General features: G+C 73.9%; 11 protein-coding genes. 8 read left to right on the plus strand and 3 right to left on the minus strand.

The window, feature by feature from the left end; translation table 11 throughout:
* The 3 genes from OO60_RS43350 to OO60_RS43360 all read left to right on the plus strand — a co-directional run.
* Positions 1 to 922, plus strand: a 922-nt coding sequence (locus OO60_RS43350) for a cytochrome b (protein WP_033263573.1), incomplete at its 5' end; no start/stop codon positions are given.
* A complete protein-coding gene (locus OO60_RS43355; protein ID WP_155848915.1) occupies positions 919 to 1,296 on the plus strand; it encodes a hypothetical protein in 378 nt (125 codons plus the stop codon). The genes OO60_RS43350 and OO60_RS43355, both read left to right, overlap by 4 nt.
* On the plus strand, positions 1,293 to 1,589 hold the full coding sequence (locus OO60_RS43360; RefSeq protein WP_003087313.1) for a DUF3099 domain-containing protein: 297 nt from the start codon (positions 1,293 to 1,295) through the stop codon (positions 1,587 to 1,589). The genes OO60_RS43355 and OO60_RS43360 overlap by 4 nt, the downstream gene beginning before the upstream one ends.
* On the opposite strand, the gene OO60_RS43365 is transcribed toward OO60_RS43360, so the two are convergent.
* Positions 1,554 to 2,405 (minus strand): MerR family transcriptional regulator, encoded by an 852-nt coding sequence (locus tag OO60_RS43365; protein WP_003087315.1) that lies wholly within the window; start codon positions 2,403 to 2,405, stop codon positions 1,554 to 1,556. The two genes, OO60_RS43360 and OO60_RS43365, sit on opposite strands and share 36 nt — an antisense overlap.
* Positions 2,406 to 2,564: 159 nt before the next feature.
* On the opposite strand from OO60_RS43365, the gene OO60_RS43370 reads away from it, so the two are divergent.
* Positions 2,565 to 4,727: a hypothetical protein gene (locus OO60_RS43370; RefSeq protein ID WP_033263574.1), complete on the plus strand. Its 2,163-nt coding sequence runs from the start codon at positions 2,565 to 2,567 to the stop codon at positions 4,725 to 4,727.
* A gap of 93 nt (positions 4,728 to 4,820) precedes the next feature.
* Here OO60_RS43370 and OO60_RS43375 read toward each other — a convergent pair whose 3' ends face one another.
* Together OO60_RS43375 and OO60_RS43380 are read right to left on the minus strand one after the other, a co-directional pair.
* Positions 4,821 to 5,714 (minus strand): hypothetical protein, encoded by an 894-nt coding sequence (locus tag OO60_RS43375; RefSeq protein ID WP_033263575.1) that lies wholly within the window; start codon positions 5,712 to 5,714, stop codon positions 4,821 to 4,823.
* Positions 5,711 to 7,411 (minus strand): caspase family protein, encoded by a 1,701-nt coding sequence (locus OO60_RS43380; protein WP_033263576.1) that lies wholly within the window; start codon positions 7,409 to 7,411, stop codon positions 5,711 to 5,713. The genes OO60_RS43375 and OO60_RS43380 overlap by 4 nt, the downstream gene beginning before the upstream one ends.
* An 89-nt stretch (positions 7,412 to 7,500) precedes the next feature.
* Between OO60_RS43380 and OO60_RS43385 the strand changes: the two genes are divergently transcribed.
* From OO60_RS43385 to OO60_RS43400, 4 genes are all read left to right on the plus strand, one after another.
* The gene (locus OO60_RS43385) at positions 7,501 to 10,839 is read left to right on the plus strand and encodes a CHAT domain-containing protein (RefSeq protein WP_033263577.1); all 3,339 of its coding nucleotides are present in this window, start codon (positions 7,501 to 7,503) and stop codon (positions 10,837 to 10,839) included.
* An 85-nt stretch (positions 10,840 to 10,924) separates the two neighbouring features.
* The gene (locus OO60_RS43390; protein WP_003077494.1) at positions 10,925 to 13,939 is read left to right on the plus strand and encodes an MGH1-like glycoside hydrolase domain-containing protein; all 3,015 of its coding nucleotides are present in this window, start codon (positions 10,925 to 10,927) and stop codon (positions 13,937 to 13,939) included.
* An 85-nt stretch (positions 13,940 to 14,024) separates the two neighbouring features.
* A complete protein-coding gene (locus tag OO60_RS43395; protein WP_003077492.1) occupies positions 14,025 to 14,720 on the plus strand; it encodes a response regulator transcription factor in 696 nt (231 codons plus the stop codon).
* Positions 14,717 to 16,096 carry a HAMP domain-containing sensor histidine kinase gene (locus tag OO60_RS43400; protein ID WP_003077491.1) on the plus strand — a complete coding sequence of 460 codons (1,380 nt, stop codon included), beginning with the start codon at positions 14,717 to 14,719 and terminating at the stop codon, positions 16,094 to 16,096. The genes OO60_RS43395 and OO60_RS43400 overlap by 4 nt, the downstream gene beginning before the upstream one ends.
* The last annotated feature ends 21 nt before the right edge of the window (positions 16,097 to 16,117 follow it).

Raw genomic sequence — 16,117 nt, forward strand, 5'->3', positions numbered from 1 at the left:
GTACACGCTGCACATCCTGCTGATCCCGGGCATCATGCTCGCGCTGGTCGGGGCGCACCTGGCGCTGGTGTGGTACCAGAAGCACACCCAGTTCCCGGGAGTGCGGCGCAAGGAGAGCAACGTCGTCGGGGTGCGGATCATGCCGTACTTCGCGCTCAAGGGCGGCGCGTTCTTCACCCTGGTCGTCGGGGTGCTGGCGCTGATGTCGGGGCTGTTCCAGATCAACCCGGTGTGGAACTTCGGCCCCTACAACCCGTCCCAGGTTTCCGCCGGGTCCCAGCCGGACTGGTACATGGGCTGGGCCGACGGGCTGCTGCGCGTGTGGCCGCCGTGGGAGCTCTACCTCGGCGACCACACCGTGCCGCCGGTGTTCTTCGCCGGTGCGATCGGCATCGCGGTGCTGGTGACGCTGCTGCTGAGCTACCCGTTCATCGAGCGGCGGCTCAGCGGCGACACCGCGCACCACAACCTGCTGCAGCGCCCCCGTGACGTCCCGGTCCGCACGTCCATCGGGGCGATGGCGATCGTGTTCTTCCTCGTGCTGACCCTCTCCAGCTTCAACGACATCCTCGCCGTCCAGTTCGACATCTCCCTCAACGCGATGACCTGGGCGGGCCGAATCGGGCTGCTGGTCGGGCCGCCGCTGGCGTACTTCGTCACGTACCGGCTGTGCGTCGGTCTCCAACGGGCGGACCGCGAGGTGCTGGACCACGGCGTCGAGACGGGGATCATCAAGCGGCTGCCGCACGGCGAGTTCGTCGAGATCCACCAGCCGCTCGCCGCCACCCCGCTCGAGTACCAGGGCGCGCCGGTGCCGAAGAAGATGAACAAGCTGGGTTCGGCCGGGCACGCGGTCCCCGGCTCGCTGCTGACCCCCGACCCACCCGCCGAAACCCGCGCGCTGGACCGGGGACGGCGATGACTGCGGTACTGCCTGCCGCACGGGCACGGGCACGGCTCGCCGGGGGGTGCGCCGCGGCCACGGCCGTGCTGTCCGCGGTCGCCACGGCGATCAGCTTCACCTGGCTGCCCTTCGACTGGCCGGCGCTGGGCGCGGTGGTGGCTCTCGTCGTCCACGCGGCGCTGGCGCTGACCATCACCGACACCCGCGACGAGCGGCTGCGGCGGACGGCGATCACGGTCGCGGCGGCCCTCGCCGTGCTGCTCGTCGCCGGATCGGTGTGGGCGGCCGCGGTGCGCCTGCCGGGCAGCGAGCCGGCGGTGCTGCTTTCCGTCGTGCAGAACACCATCGGGCCGCTGGCCGTGTCGTCCGTCCGGCTCGGGAGCGTGCCGTGAGCCGCCGGGCCGCCCTGATCACCACGGCGGCGCCGTCGGCCGGCGAGCAGCTCGCCCGCCGCCGCCGCAAGTACGTGGTGATGATGGCCTGCCGCATCCCGTGCCTGGTGCTCGCCGGGCTCACCGCGCACGTCTGGTGGCTCGCCCTGGCCTTCCTGGCGATTTCCGTGCCCCTGCCGTGGGCCGCGGTGCTGATCGCCAACGACGTGCCGGCCCGCCGGGCCGAACGGGTCGACCGCGTCCCGCTGCCGTCGCGGTCACCCGGCGCAGGCCGCCAGGGCTCCGGAGAATGACGGCGGCAGCGGCTCGCCGACCGTCGGCAGGCCGCGCCAGCCCGGGCCGGCCGGGCGCACCGGAATCCCCTCGCCGTGCAGGGTGTGCAGCGTCCGGACGTCCGCCGACGGCGACGTCATCGACCACACCACCACGGCACTCGGCGAGTGGCGGGCGGCCACCACCCGCAGGACGTCGATCGACACCAGGCCGGCCAGGAACATCGACGGCGCGCCGTCGTCGCCGAGGGCCGCGCTGAGCACCTTGACCGGCAGTTCGTGGCGTTCCGCCGGCCCGCAGACGAACAACACGGGCCCCCGGCCGGCCCGCACGGGCACCGGCGTCCGCAATCGGTCCAGCGCGGTCGAGGCCGCGGCGGCCAGCGCCCACTCCGCGGCCATCGCGTTGCGGTCCCCCGCTTTCGCCCACCGCTCCCCGATCGCCCGCAGGACGGGCGCGACGACCTCGGTCCACGTCTTCGCCACCCCGAGGCTCGCGAGCGCGTCGTCGACCAGGCCACCCATGGTGGCGAGGTCGAGCAGTTCGGCGGCCTCGGCGATCCGCGCCCGCCGCAGTTCGACGCTGGTCCCCGCCGCCGACCGAGCCAGCACCAGCCGGGCGGCTTCCCGCGCCCGCGTGCCCTGCGCCTGCAGCGCCCGCATCCGCCGCAACCGTTCGACGTCTTCGGGCGTGTACCGCCGGCGGCCGTTCTCCTCGCGGTCCGAGGCACCGATGCCGTACCGCTGTTCCCACGTCCGCAGCGTAACCTGGGAGACACCGAGGGCCCGGGCGACCTCGCTGGAGCTGAGGGACCGCAGCTCAGGGGCGCTGCTCATGCGGCCTCCTCGGATCTTGAACGCATTTGAACCGATTTTGCATCACAGTACGCGCAAGATCAGCCGGCGGCTCGCCGGGAAGACGCGCCACCGATCGACGCCGGTACTGTCGCGTTTTCGTCCTGGACCGGCCGCCGCGGGGACTACTACGTTACGGAGATGGCCGCTGGGGAGACGCTGGAGCAGCTCGAGTGGACCGCCCGCCTCGGTGCGGGGAAGCTCGCCGGCACTCCCGGTCTCACCGCCGATGACGCCCTCGCCCTGCTCGCCGAGATCGCCCACGCCCGCGTGATCGAGCAGAATCCGCGGACCGTTCTCGATCTGGCGACCGGTTCGCGCCGGTTCGGCGGGGCCGGGCGGGGTGATGTCGTGCGGCTGCTCGGCGGCTGTGGTGTGTTCACCGCCGAGGACCGCGGTTTTTCCTTCGCCGACGAGGATCTGGCGCACTTCCTGGCCGCGCGGCACCTCGCGCGCCGGCATCCGCGAGGGCCGAAGTGGTGGCAGCCGTGGACCGGGAGGTACCTCGCGCCGCGGGCGGACTGGCCGTGGCCCGCTCTGGAAACCCACCTCTACCTCGCCGCGCTGTGGTGGCGGGAGTCGCGCGCCGCCGTCGAGCGGCGGCTGAACCGGCTGCTGAGCGAGGAGCACTGGTACCCGAACCTCCGGTTCGTGCTGGAGCTGCTCCGGCGGAACCTCGTTCCGGGCAACGATTTCGCCGGCCGGGCCACCGCGGTCCTCGGCGAGGCGCTACGCGGTGACCGCCTGCCGGACGACCACTGGCTCGCCGGGGCGAAATGGTTGTCCTCCCTCGATCCCGCGGCCACCAGGACGGTGCTGGACGACCTCGTCCGCCTTCCCCCGGACGGCTGCCGGCCGCAGCGGCGGCTCCTCGCGGTCGACGAACTCGCCGAACACGACCCGCCGCGGGCGCGGGAGAACCTCGCGGTCCTGGCCGCCGGCCTCGTCGGCAAGCCGGAGGACCGCCTCGAAACCGCCCGGCTGATCGGCGACCGGGACGCCGCGCTGGGCGTCCGGGCGATGCTGACCCTCGCGCGGTCGCCCGCGATGCGGGAATGGCGGACGCCGGCGGCGATCGCGGCCGGCTCGGTCGAGGTCATGCGGGAGCTGACCGAGCCGCAGCACGGCCTTTCGGACGAGGGCAGGCTGAAGCTGTTAGCGGACCTCCTGGCCCGCAACGCCGACGCGGAACACGAAACAGCCGGTCTGATCGTCGCGACCGCCACCAACCCCGAAACCCCGGCGCGGGTCGCGGCTCTGGTGCATCCGCACGATCACGCCGCGGCGATGCGGATCGTGGCGGGCGTGGCGTGGTCGGAAGCCGGCGGCATGACCCGCTTCCACGCCGTGCAGATGCTCGGCGAGTTCGCCCCGGACCAGGCGGTCCCCGCCCTGGAGCGGCTCTCGCAGGATCCGGCCGCCGGTGGGGAGGCCCGCTTCGCCGCGGCGAGGCACATCGTCGAGAAGCACGGTGGGCCGATCGCGGCGCTCGTCGGCCTCGCCGAGGACAAGGACGCTCCCGAAGACGCCCGGATCCGCGCCGCGACGCTGGTCGGGAAGACCGAGCCGACCACCGGGGCCCGCCTGCTCGTCGCCATCGCACCGCAGCGGCCGGACGCCCTCAACCGCGCCTTCGACCTCGACCCGAAGGTCGGGTACGCGGCGTTGGACAAGCTGGCGAGGAGCTCGCTGGTGCCGGCCAAGCGCCGGATCGAGGTGGTCGAGGCGATTGGCGCCAAGCTGGACCGCGTCAGGCGGGTCCGGCTGTTCGGCGTGATCGCCGAAACCAGCCAGGACGAGGACGCGATGCAAGCCGCCCGGAAGGTGGCGAGCCTCGACAAGATCCGCGGGCAGCAGGTGATGGCCGACCTGGCCGCGCGCCCCACGGCCGGCCACCGATACCGGCTGACCGCGGCGCTCGAAGGCGGCGCGGCCGCCGCGCCGGTGCTGCGCGACCTGGCCACGGACGGCGCCGCCCCGGACGAGCTGCGGTTCAAGGCCGCGAAGGCCCTCGACCGGTACGACCGGAAAGCCGCCGAGCCGGCGTTGCGCACCCTGGCCGAGCGGGGCCGGCCGGACGACCTGCGGCTGCAGGCCGCGCTGGCGCTGCACGGCAAGCACGCGGTCAAGGCACTGGTGTCGATCTCCGGAGACCGGCACGCGAAGGACGAGCTCCGGTTCCAGGCCGCGTTGCGGGCGAAGCAGCAGGACCCGGCCGCGGGCCGGGCGGCGATGCGGCTCCTCGACGAGGACTCCCGGCTCTCCGGCCGGGTCCGCAACCAGGTGCGCCAGCACCTGCGGTGACAAGGGGCGGCCAGGCCACCGATGGCCTCGATGTCGCCGGTGTTCCCGCAACGACCGATCGTCTCAACGTGGCTCCGCCGGATGCTCCGGGGTTCACGGTTTTCCGGTGAGGCCGTTGTGGATCCGGCGGGCCACCTCGGCGTCTTCGAGGTAGCCGCTGATCCCGTGCCGGTTCGCGGTCGGGTTTTCGACGTCCGTCTTGTTCTCCACCGGCGGTGTGGCTGGGAAATACGGTGCGGCCAGGGGGTGGAGCGCGACGATGTCGCGGGGGTCGGACGCGTTGAACCAGCGGGCGGCGCACGCCGGGTGGCGGACCGGGCTCAGCTGCCGCTTGATCGCCGTCACCGCCAGGGGTGAGCCGAGCGTGACGAACAGCGGCACGTTCCACCCCTCCCGTTCGCCGTCGCGGCACAGGAGGTTGTAGGCGACGACCGAGCCGAGCGAGTGGCCGACGACCACCGTCGGCTCGCCGGCCGTGAACGCGGCCCGGACACCGGTTTCGATGCGGTCGCGGATGCCGATGTTGCGCAGGTAGCGGTACACGTCGTGGGTGAACGCCGCGATGCTCGGCGCGCTCGTTCCGGGGACGTGCTTGTCGAGCGCGCGCAGCACCGCGACGACCCACGGCCAGTTCTGCGGCCCGCGTTCGACCGCCACCCGGTCCGCGGCGTCCGCCTCGGCGACGATCTGGCCGTCCGAAATCCCGGCTTCTTTGCGCACCTCCTGCAGCACCATGCGGACGAAGGTGGCTTCCTCGGCGGGAACCGCCGCGCCGCGGACGACGACGCCGGCGACGCCGGCCCGGTCGGTGGCCAGGTCGCGCAGGGTGTCGCCGTAGTAGGGGAACCGGATGTGGTCGTCCGGCAGGGGCAGCTGCCGGCCGGACTTCGCCAGTCCGCGGCGCAGCGCGGCGATCCACTCCTGCTTGAGTTCCGCGGCGTCCTTGTCCTGCTGGGCGCGGCCGTGGACGAACACCAGCCGGGTCACAGGCGGCCTCCCGTGCTCTCGACGGCGGCGCGGGCCTGGCCGGCCCCGTCCGCGGTGAACTGCGTCCACAGGCCCGGCACGAGGTGGCGGCGCAGGTCCGTCACCTCGCGGGGCAGGCGGGCGCCCAGCGCGTCCAGCAGGGCCCAGCCGCGGGCGAGGATGGGCACCACGGGCAGGATCGGTATCCGCTGGGGCCGGAGGGCACCGGCGAGCAGGGCGACGTCGAACAGCGCAGCGTCCACTGTGGACCCCACGTACTCGAAGAGTTCGCGGAGGAGGTCGTCGCGCTGCAGTTCGTGGTAGGCGTAGGCGGCGTGCAGGACCACCGTGGGGTCGTACATCCTGTCCTCGCGGAGCCGGATCGCGAAGGCGTCGACGTTGTCGCGTTCGAGGCGGAACAGCCCCTGCCTCGCGGTGGCCGCGACGAGCGCGCGCAGGGGCCGGTATCGGTCCCAGTGGCGTTCCCCGGGTATCTGTATTCCGTAGTCGATGTCCACCACGGTGCCGTCCTGGATCGTGATGACGCCGACCTGGCCGATCAGCACGGGAAGCATGACCGCCGTACCGTTGCCGAACTGGAGGAAAACGGACGTTCCCCGGCTGTTGTACCCCAGCAGGACCCGATTCCCGTCTTGGGAAACGGGGGTGGCGGGGTTCCAGGCGAAGGCGAACTCACCTCCGCGGACCACGAATCCCGAGTCCGAAAGGGACGGACCGCGCCCAGACAACCGGTCCCGGAGCTGCATCGTCTCGGACAGCTCCGCGGCTCCGGTGATTCCTTGGTCCGCCGCCTCGGAGAAGATCGGCGCCGGCTGCGCTCCCCGCACAGCCTCGTCGATCGCGAGCCGGGTCACCGAGCCGAGCGTCGGAGGCGGCTCGACGACGGCGGGGCCGCGGGTCCCGGCCGGCCGGGACACCCCGTCCAACCGGGACAGCCAGGCGGACGGGGGCGAGGTGATGATCGCGTCCGGTTGCTGGATCAGGTCGCCGGAGGGCACCAGCATCGCCAGCCGCCGTCCGACTTCGCCCTCGAGGTACGTCCGCAGCGGCCACGGGCGGACCAGGCTGGACGGCGGTTCCCCGTCCGCGGGTTCCAGGACCTCCTGCGCCCGGCCGGTCAGCGCGTCGACCAGGGCCTTGGTGTAGACGGCGTCGTACCGCGCGGCCGCGTAACCGGGATCCTTGACCTCGTACGCGGGGCTGCCCAGCGCGCACGCGTAGAAGAGGTCGACGGGCCGGCTGCCGGCCGCGCCGCCGGCGTTCGGGAAGACGTCGGAACCCCGGAGCGTCTGCTGCGTGATGCCGTCGGCGGCGGTCCGGCAGGCGTCGGAGACGAACACCACGTGCGGAACCCCGCACCAGCGGGCCAGCTCCACGCTGCCCGCGACGTTCACGGCCTCGTTGGTGTAGGCGGGCGCATCCGAAAGCAGCCAGTATTCGGTTCGCCCGATGTTGACGCCGTGCCCGGCGAAATAGACGACGAGCTGGTCGACGACCCCGGGCTCCACGAGTTCGGCGATCGTGTCCTGAATGGCCCGGACGCCGAGTTTCCCGTGCTCGTCGGTCAAAGTCCGGACGGTCTCGAAACCCTGCCCGCGCGCCCAGTTCCCGACGTCACGGATTCCCGGCAGCACCGCGGAAAGCGGCGGAAGATCACCGCTTTCGCGCACGCCGATGAGAACCGCCGCTCGCCGCATCACAACCACCGAATCGGTGCCGGCCGCCCGGCCGTTACCACCCGTTCGGCGGCCTTGCCGTGCTTCGTGCGCTTCCCGAGACTGGCCGGATGCCGGGCGACACCGACGAGGCGACCGCGCTCGTCGCGCGGCAGCTGGCGGTTTTCCACGACCAGGTCCGGTTTCCCGGCGGATTCGCCGCGGACGCGCCGGAACCGGTGCTGGCGCAGGTGTTCCGGGACATTCCCGAGGCCGCGGAACCCGGGCTCGCGGCGGACGCCGAACTGCGGATCAAAGCGCACGCGTGGCGGTTCATGGTCCTCGGGTCGGCGCGCGTCGATCCGGCGCGCGGTTCCGCGGCCGCCCACCGCATGGTCGACGACCTCCTGCGGTGCCTGGACCGGCTCCGGAACCGGGTCGGCGACCGGCTGGCGGCTCGCGGCCTGCTCGTCGCGGCGGACCTCCTGCGCCTCGGCGGCGAGCCGGGTGCCGCCGCGGACCACTGCCGCCGGGCGCACGACCGGTTCACCGCCGAGGGCGACGACGCCGGTGCCGGCGACTGCCACCTGTTCGTCGCCGACGCCGTGCTGAGCCCGTGGTCGTCCCCGGAGCTGATGGGGCTGGACCCGTGGGAGCTCACCCGGCCGCCGCACACGCCGCCGCCGGGCGCGCGGGACCTCGTCGAAACGGCGTGCGCGGACGCCGAAGCCGCGTTCCGCCGGGCCGGGTCGGGCCGCGGGGCGGCCGCGTCGGCGTTGCGGCGGTCGTTCCTGGCGTCCCTGGCCGGCGAGCCGGACCTCGCGGCCGGCCTCGCGGCCCGGGCGGGCCGGTTCGCCGCGGAAGCCGGTGCCGACGACGTCCGCCACCTCGCCGGGACCCACCGGCTCGTCGCGCTCGTCTCGGCCGGCCACGCCGGCACCCTCCGCACCCGGCTGCCCGCCGAGATCGCCGCGTGGGCCCGGACCGGCGGCAGCGCCAGCTACGCCAGGGCGCTCGCGCTCCTGCTGCGCGGCACGAGCGGGCGGTGGCTGCGGGACGGCCGCCCGGAACCGGCGCGGCTGCTGCTGGCGGTCGCCCTGGAGATCGCCGGCGGGATCGGTCACGACGGCGAACGGCTGGCCTGCCTCGGCGCCACCGCCGAGCTGTACGGCGGGCTCAACAGCCGCGGACCGGCCATCGGCACGCTGCACAGCGCGCTCCGGGCCTGTTCCGGCACCGGGACGCCGACGCTCGACGAGTGGATGCAGGCGGCGAACCTGCTGATCGGGCTGACCAACCAGTACGTCATCGAGGGGCATCCGGCCGGGCTGGCCTGGTGCCGGGACCAGGCGGGCGAGCTCGCAGCGCGGTGCCCGGTCGCGGTCGAGCCCGACGGCGATGCCGACGAGGACGTCTTCGCGGCCACCCGCCGTCGTTTCGAGGCGTTGCCGGACCTGGGCCGGCAGCGCTTCACCGCCGACGGCGGGCCCCGGCAGCCCGGTTTCGCCGAGGCGATGGCCGCGCAGGTCGCCGGCAGCCTTCGCGACAGCGTGGCCCAGACGTCGGTTCTCGTGTCCGTCGCCGAAGGCCTGGCGCGCCGCCGGGCGGGTTTGGACGTGCGGGCCGACGATTCCTTCGCCGAAGCGATCGGCACGGCCACGGGCCTCGGCGCGCGGGGTGCGTCGATCCGGGCCGTGGCGCTGGCCGCCGCCGGCCGCCACGCCGAGGTGGTGGAAGCCGTTCCGCGGACGGCCATGCCCGCCGAGCTGAGGGCCGGCTTGCTGCTCCAGGCCCGCGCGTACGCGGCGGCCGCCGAGCTGCTGGCCGGCGAACCGGAGATCCGGCCGGGCGAACCGAACGGGTGGGACGCCGTGCCGGCGGCGGCCGAAGCGGCGTTGCGGACCGGCGACACCGGCCGGGCCCGCCGGCTGACCGCCGCCGCCCGCACCGCCTTCGAACGCTGGTTCGGCACGCTCGGCCGGGATGCTTTCCGCACCGCCTACACCGACAGCACGAACGCCCGGCTGCTGTACCGGCTCGCGGCGGAGGCCGCCCTGGCCGAGGGTGACGTCACCGGGTCGTTCCGGCACGGCGACCGGCTGCGGTCCCTGCCCCTCGCGGCGTTGCTGAGCGAGCACCGTGGCGTCGAGAAGGCGCCGGTCCTGCGCTGGCGGCGGGCAGCCGCCGCCTGGTCGGCGGCCTACGACCTGGTTGCCTGGCAGGGCATGCACCCGGCGGCGGACTCCCCGGATCCCGCTTTCGGCCTGCTGGCTCCGGGGACCGGTCCCCAGGAGCTGCTCGACGCGGCGCAGCTCGAACTCGAACGCGCGGAAACCGCATTGGGCCGGCGGCCGGCGGCGGACGTTCCGCAGGCGCCCGGGCCGGCCGAGCTGCGCGCCTGCCTGACCCCGGACACCGTGGTCGTCCAGTACCTGCTGGCCGGCGACCGCCTGCTGGGGTGGGCGCTGACCGGCCGCGAGCTCGACGGTTTCGCCGTCCCGGTCGACGCCGACCGCGTCGCCGGGCACGTCCACCGGATCCACGCGGCCGGTGCGGGCGCATACGTTCCCGGCGACGCCGAAGCATCCCGGCGGGAGCTGAGCCGGCTGCTCCTCGATCCGGTGGCCGGCCACCTGACGGCGCACCGGCGGGTCGTGGTCGTCCCCTCGGGCGCGCTGAACCTGCTGCCGTTCGCCGTGCTGCCCTTCCGCGGCCGGGTGCTGGGCGCTTCCCACGTGCTGTCGTCCCTGCCCGCGGCGAGCCTCCTGCCCCGGCTCGCGGGCACGCGCGGCGAGGGCGAGGTGCTGGTCGTCGGTGACCCGGCCGCCCCGGGCCTCCCCCGGCTCCCGGCGACCCGCGTCGAGGCGCTGGCCGCCGCGCGGCACCACCGCACCACGGCCCTGCTCGGTGCCGGCGCGGCCAAGACGGCGGTCACCGGCAGGCTGCCGGCCGCGCGCGTCGCGCACCTGGCCACCCACGGGCTGATCTCCGCCATCGCGCCGACCGCGTCCGGGATCGTCCTCGACGGCGGGGAACGGCTGTCCGTGACCGATCTCGCGGGCCTCGACCTCGACGCGGACCTGGTCGTGCTCAGCGGCTGCGACACCGGGCGGGGCGAGGTGACCCGGGGTGGCGACGTCGTGGGGCTCGCACGCCAGCTCCTCGCGGCCGGTGCGCGGTCCGCCGTCGTCTCGCTGTGGCCGGTCGACGACCGGTCGACGTGCGTCCTGATGGACGACTTCCACCACAGGCTGGCCGCCGGGGAGAACGCGGCCGAGGCCCTGCAGGGCGCGCAGCAGTTCCTGCGGTCGCTCACCGCGTTGGACCTCCACGAGCGGTACACGGTCCTTTGCGCTGCTGTCGGCGAGGACGCACCCGGTCCGGGTTCGGCCCGGAGGTCACCGGCGCAGGAGGACGCACCGCTGCGGACGGCCGAGTGGGCGGCCTTCGTCCTGATCGGCCGCCCCTGACCGCAGCCCGGTGTTCCCTTCTGGGGAATTTTGAGCGATAGTGGTCGAGGCTGAGTTTTACAACGTTGTAAATCCGGGAGGACCCATGCGCCGGGGAAGAACCTGGCTGGCCGTCGCCGTGCTGCTCGCGCAGGCCGGGCTCACCGGTGCCGCCGGCGCGGCCGGAGCCACCACCGGCCCGGGGACGCACTTCCTCGATCACTCGGCCGCACTGGCCGGGTACGCCGAACCCGGCTGGTACGAGGCGAACATCCCGTTCGTGGACCTGCCCGACGCCACGATGGAGCGCGTCTACTACTACCGCTGGCGCGTCTTCAAGGAGCACCTGCGCTACACGAACCCCGCCGACGGCTGGATCTCGACGGAATTCCTCGACTGCTGCGGGTACGCCGCGCCCTACCAGGCGATCAACGCCGCCGCCGGGCACCAGCTGACCGAAGGGCGCTGGCTGCGCGACCCGGGCTACGGCCGGGACTACCTGCGGTTCTGGCTCACCGGCCCCGGCGCGGGCGCCAAGCCCGCCACCGACGACGTCAACGCCGACACCACCGACTGGGCGCACGAATACAGCGTCTGGCTGGCCGCGTCCGCTTACGGCCAGGCGCAGGTGACCGGTGACTTCGGCCCGGTGCGCGCGCTGCTGCCCGCCCTCGTGCGCCAGTACCGCGGCTGGGACAAGCAGTTCGACCCCGGGCTCGGCCTCTACTGGTCGGTCCCGGTGTGGGACGCCATGGAGTACTCCGCCTCGTCCTACGAGTCGCCCAACCCCTACCACGGCGGCGCCGGCTACCGGCCGACGCTCAACTCCTACCAGTACGGCGACGCCCTCGCGATCAGCCGCATCGCGGACTCGGCCGGCGACCACCGGCTCGCCACCGAGTACGCCCAGCGCGCCGCGAACCTCGCGGCGGCGCTGCAGAAGTGGCTGTGGGACCCAAACCGCGGCTTCTACTACGCGATGCCCCGCGACGGCAACCCGGACCACCGGCTCTCCGGCAGCCGTGAGCAGATCGGGTTCCTGCCCTGGATGTTCGGCGCGGCCCGGCCCGCCGACAGCGCGGCGTGGTCCCAGCTGCTCGACCCCGGCGGCTTCGCCGGTGCCTTCGGGCCGACGACGGCCGAGCGCCGCAGCCCGTTCTTCATGAAGGACGCCGGTTCCTGCTGCCGCTGGGACGGGCCGAGCTGGCCCTTCGCCACCGCGCAGACCCTGACCGGCCTGGCGAACCTCCTGGACGACTACCCGGCCCAGCCCACAGTGTCCAAAGAGGACTATGCGGCCGCGCTGGCCACGTACGCCCGCACCCAGACCAAGAACGGCACGCCCTACGTCGCCGAAGCCCACGATCCGGACCGGGACGCCTGGGTCTACGACGGGCCCAGCCACAGCGAGGACTACAACCACTCCACCTACACCGATCTCGTCCTGTCCGGCTTGCTCGGCCTCCGCCCGCAGAGCGACACCACCTTGCGCGTGCAGCCGCTGACACCGTCCACATGGGACCATTTCGCGGCCGAGAACGTCCCGTACCACGGCCACGACGTCACCGTGCTGTGGGACCGCGACGGCACGCACTACGGCCAGGGCGCCGGGATGCGGCTCTACGTCGACGGGCGGCTCGTCCAGCGCTCCCCCACCCTGCGCGCCACCACGATCGACGTCGGGCGCACCCTGCTCGCCCCGCGCACCGACCTCGTAGACGACGCCGCCAACCCGCTGCGCACCGGTTATCCCCGGCCGATCACCTCCTACACGTGGCCGAACGACAACCCGTGGAGCGCCCTCGACGGCAAGGTCTGGTACGACGAGGTCCCCGAAAACACCCGCTGGACCAACTACGCCTCGCCGAACCCGGGCGACTTCTACGGCGTCGACTTCGGCGCCCCCACCCCGGTCGGCGACATCCGCTGGCACGGCTACGACGACGGCGGCGGGGTCAGACCGGCCGCGGCCTACCGCCTGGAGTACTGGACCGGCTCGGCGTGGCAGGAGATCCCGGGCCAGGTGCGCGAGCAGGCGGCCCCGGCCGGCAACGGCGTCAACCGGATCACCTTCCCGACGCTGACCACCAGCCGGATCCGGCTCGTGTTCACCAACCCGCCGGGCGCTTTCGTCGGCGTGAGCGAGCTGCAGTCCTGGACGCCGTCGAGCCCGGACGCCCGGATCACCGCCGGTCCCGCCAACGCCGCCGGCGTCATCACGGCCGGCCGGAGCACGCCACTGACGGTGACCGTGCAGAACACCACCGGCAGCCCGCTCGCCGCCCCGCGGCTGAGCCTCGCCGTCCCGGACGGCTGGTCGGTCACGTCCGGCCGTGCCCCCGCCGCGATCCCGCCCGGCCGGAGAGCCACCTGGAACGCCACGCTGACCGCGCCGCCGGGGGCCGAGCCGGGCAGCGCGGCGGCGATGTCCGCGACCGTGTCCTACCGCGGTCCCGGCGGCCAGGAGAGCACGCACCGGCTCCTCCGGCTCCAGGTCGCGCACGCGGCCGGGCAGCCGGACCCGGTCGGCGCCTGGCCCCTCGACGAGGGCAGCGGAACCGTCGCCCACGACAGCGCGGGAGCGCACGACGCTACCTTGACCGGCTCCCCCGCGTGGGTGCCCGGCACGTCCGGAACGGCGCTGCAGCTCGACGGTTCGAGCCAGTACGCGGCGACCGGCGGGCCCGTCGTCGACACCACCGGGAACTACTCGGTCAGCGCCTGGGTCCGGCTGGACCGCACCGGCTCCTGGGCGACGGCGGTCAGCCAGGACGGCGACCCGAGCAGCGGGTTCTACCTCCAGTACTCCGCGGCCGACGACCGCCTGGCGTTCTCGACGAGTTCGGGCCGCGCCCTGTCGGACGCCGCCCCGCAACCCGGGCGCTGGTACCACCTGACCGGGGTGCACGACGCCGACGCCGGAACCTACGTCCTCTACGTCGACGGCGTCGCCCAGGCCAAGACGTGGACCCAGCCGGCCGGCGACGCCGCCCCCGGCCCGCTGGCGATCGGCCGCGCGGTCTCCGGCTGGCACCACAGCGATTTCTGGCCGGGCGGCATCGACGACGTCCGGGTGTGGAACCGGGTCCTCACCGCGGACGAGATCGGCCGGGCGCCTTAATCTTCGATGAGAGTTCGGTACCCGCGCGAAAACCTCGGCTACTGTCACTGTGTGTCATCGGCCGCCGGAACGAAGGGGACGCCGGGTGCACTTGGTGATCGTCGACGACGAGACGGCCGTGCAGGACTCGTTGTCGCGCACCCTGCGGTTCGAGGGTTACACCGTCTCCATCGCCGGTGACGGGGGCGCCGGGCTGGCCGTGATCCGCGCCGAGCACCCCGACGGCGTGCTGCTCGACGTCACGATGCCGGTGCTCGGCGGCCTGGAGGTGTGCCGGGTCCTGCGCGCGGAAGGCAACACCGTGCCGGTCCTGATGCTGACCGCGCGGACCGCGGTGACCGACCGGGTGGCCGGCCTCGACGCGGGCGCCGACGACTACCTCGTCAAGCCGTTCGCGCTGCAGGAGCTGCTGGCCCGGGTGCGGGCGCTGCTGCGCCGCACGGAGTACCACGCCACGCCGGCCCCGCCGGCGCCCGCCGCGCTGCGGTTCGCCGACGTCACCCTCGACCCGGCGACCCGCGAGGTCTTCCGCGGCGGCCGCGCGCTGCACCTGACCCGGACCGAGTTCGCGATGCTCGAGACGTTCCTGCACCACCCGCGGATCGTGCTGACCCGCTCGGTCATGTTCGAGCACGTGTGGGGCTACGACTTCGGCGCCGCGTCCAACGGGCTCGACGTCTACGTCAGCTACCTGCGCCGCAAGCTGGAAGCCGAAGGCGGGTCCCGGCTGCTGCACACCGTGCGCGGCGTCGGTTACGTGCTGCGCGAGGAGCCGCTGTGAAGCGGCGCCGCTGGAAGACGCTGTCCCTGCGCGCCCGGCTCGGCGTCCTGGTGGCGACCGCGGTCGCGCTCGCCGTGGTGACGGTGTCGGCGATCTCCTGGGGCATCACCCGCGCCGACCTCTACGACCAGTTCGACGCCCGGCTGCAGTCCTACGCCCAGCTCGCCGCGAAAGCCGCCTCGCCGGCGGAAGCGCTCTCGACCCTGCGCTCCACCGCCGAGCCCGGGCCCGACCGGAACCGCAGCCTGACCGTCCAGTTCGGCTCGGCCGCCGGCCAGGTCACCGGAACGGCGGGCCCGATCACGGATCTTCCGCCCCCGGCGCCGGAAGGGCTGTTCACCGTCAGCCGGGCGGCCAACATCCACCGCGGCGAGGACCGGTTCCGCATGTGGACGGCCGCGCGGCCGGGCGGGGGCACCGTCCAGGTCGCCCAGGACTCCGAGGACGTCGAAGACAGCCTGGGCCGGCTGGGCTTCTGGCTGCTGGTGGTGTCCGCCGCCGGGGTGCTCGGCGCCACGGCGGCCGGCCGGGCGATCGCCCGCTCGGCGCTCCAGCCGGTCGACGAGCTCACCTCCGCCGCCGAGAACGTGGCGCGCACGCAGGAGCTGTCGGCGGCCATCGACGTCACCGCGAGCGGCGAGATCGGCCGGCTGGCCACGGCGTTCAACGCGATGCTCGGCGCGCTGAGCCGGTCCCGCGACGAGCAGCGGCGGCTGGTCGAGGACGCCGGGCACGAGCTGCGGACGCCGTTGACGAGCCTGCGCAACAACATCGAGCTGCTGATCCACGCCGACGCCAACCCCGGCCGGCAGCTGCCTGCCGAAGACCGGTCCCGGCTGCTGACCGACCTCGACACCCAGGCCGTCGAGCTGACCGCGCTGATCGGCGAGCTGGTCGACCTGTCCACCGGTGAACGGCCGACCGAAGCCGAGGAGCGCCTGGCACTGGCCGACATCGTCACCTCGGCCGTCGAACGCACCCGGTCGCGGTGGCCGGCGGTGTCGTTCGAGGCCGAGCTGGCCGAGGCCGACGTGCTCGTGCGCCCGGCCGCGGTCGAGCGGGCGGTGCTCAACGTGCTCGACAACGCCGCCAAGTGGTCACCGCCGGGCGGCACGGTCCGGGTGACCATGTCGGCCGGCGGCGGCGCGGTGCGCGTCCGCGTCGACGACGAGGGGCCGGGGGTGCCCGAGGCGGACCTGGCGCACGTGTTCGAGCGGTTCTACCGGGCCGACACCGCCCGCGCGCTGCCGGGTTCGGGGCTCGGGCTGGCGATCGTCGAACAGGTCGTGACCCAGCACGGCGGCCGGGTCTCGGCCGCGCGCGCCGAGAGCGGCGGCGCCCGGTTCGACCTCGTCTTCCCGCTGGCCGCTTCTTAAGGAAACCCCGCGCGATCTTCA

It is taken from the genome of Amycolatopsis vancoresmycina, assembly GCF_000716785.1.
Taxonomy (GTDB): Bacteria; Actinomycetota; Actinomycetes; order Mycobacteriales; family Pseudonocardiaceae; genus Amycolatopsis; species Amycolatopsis vancoresmycina.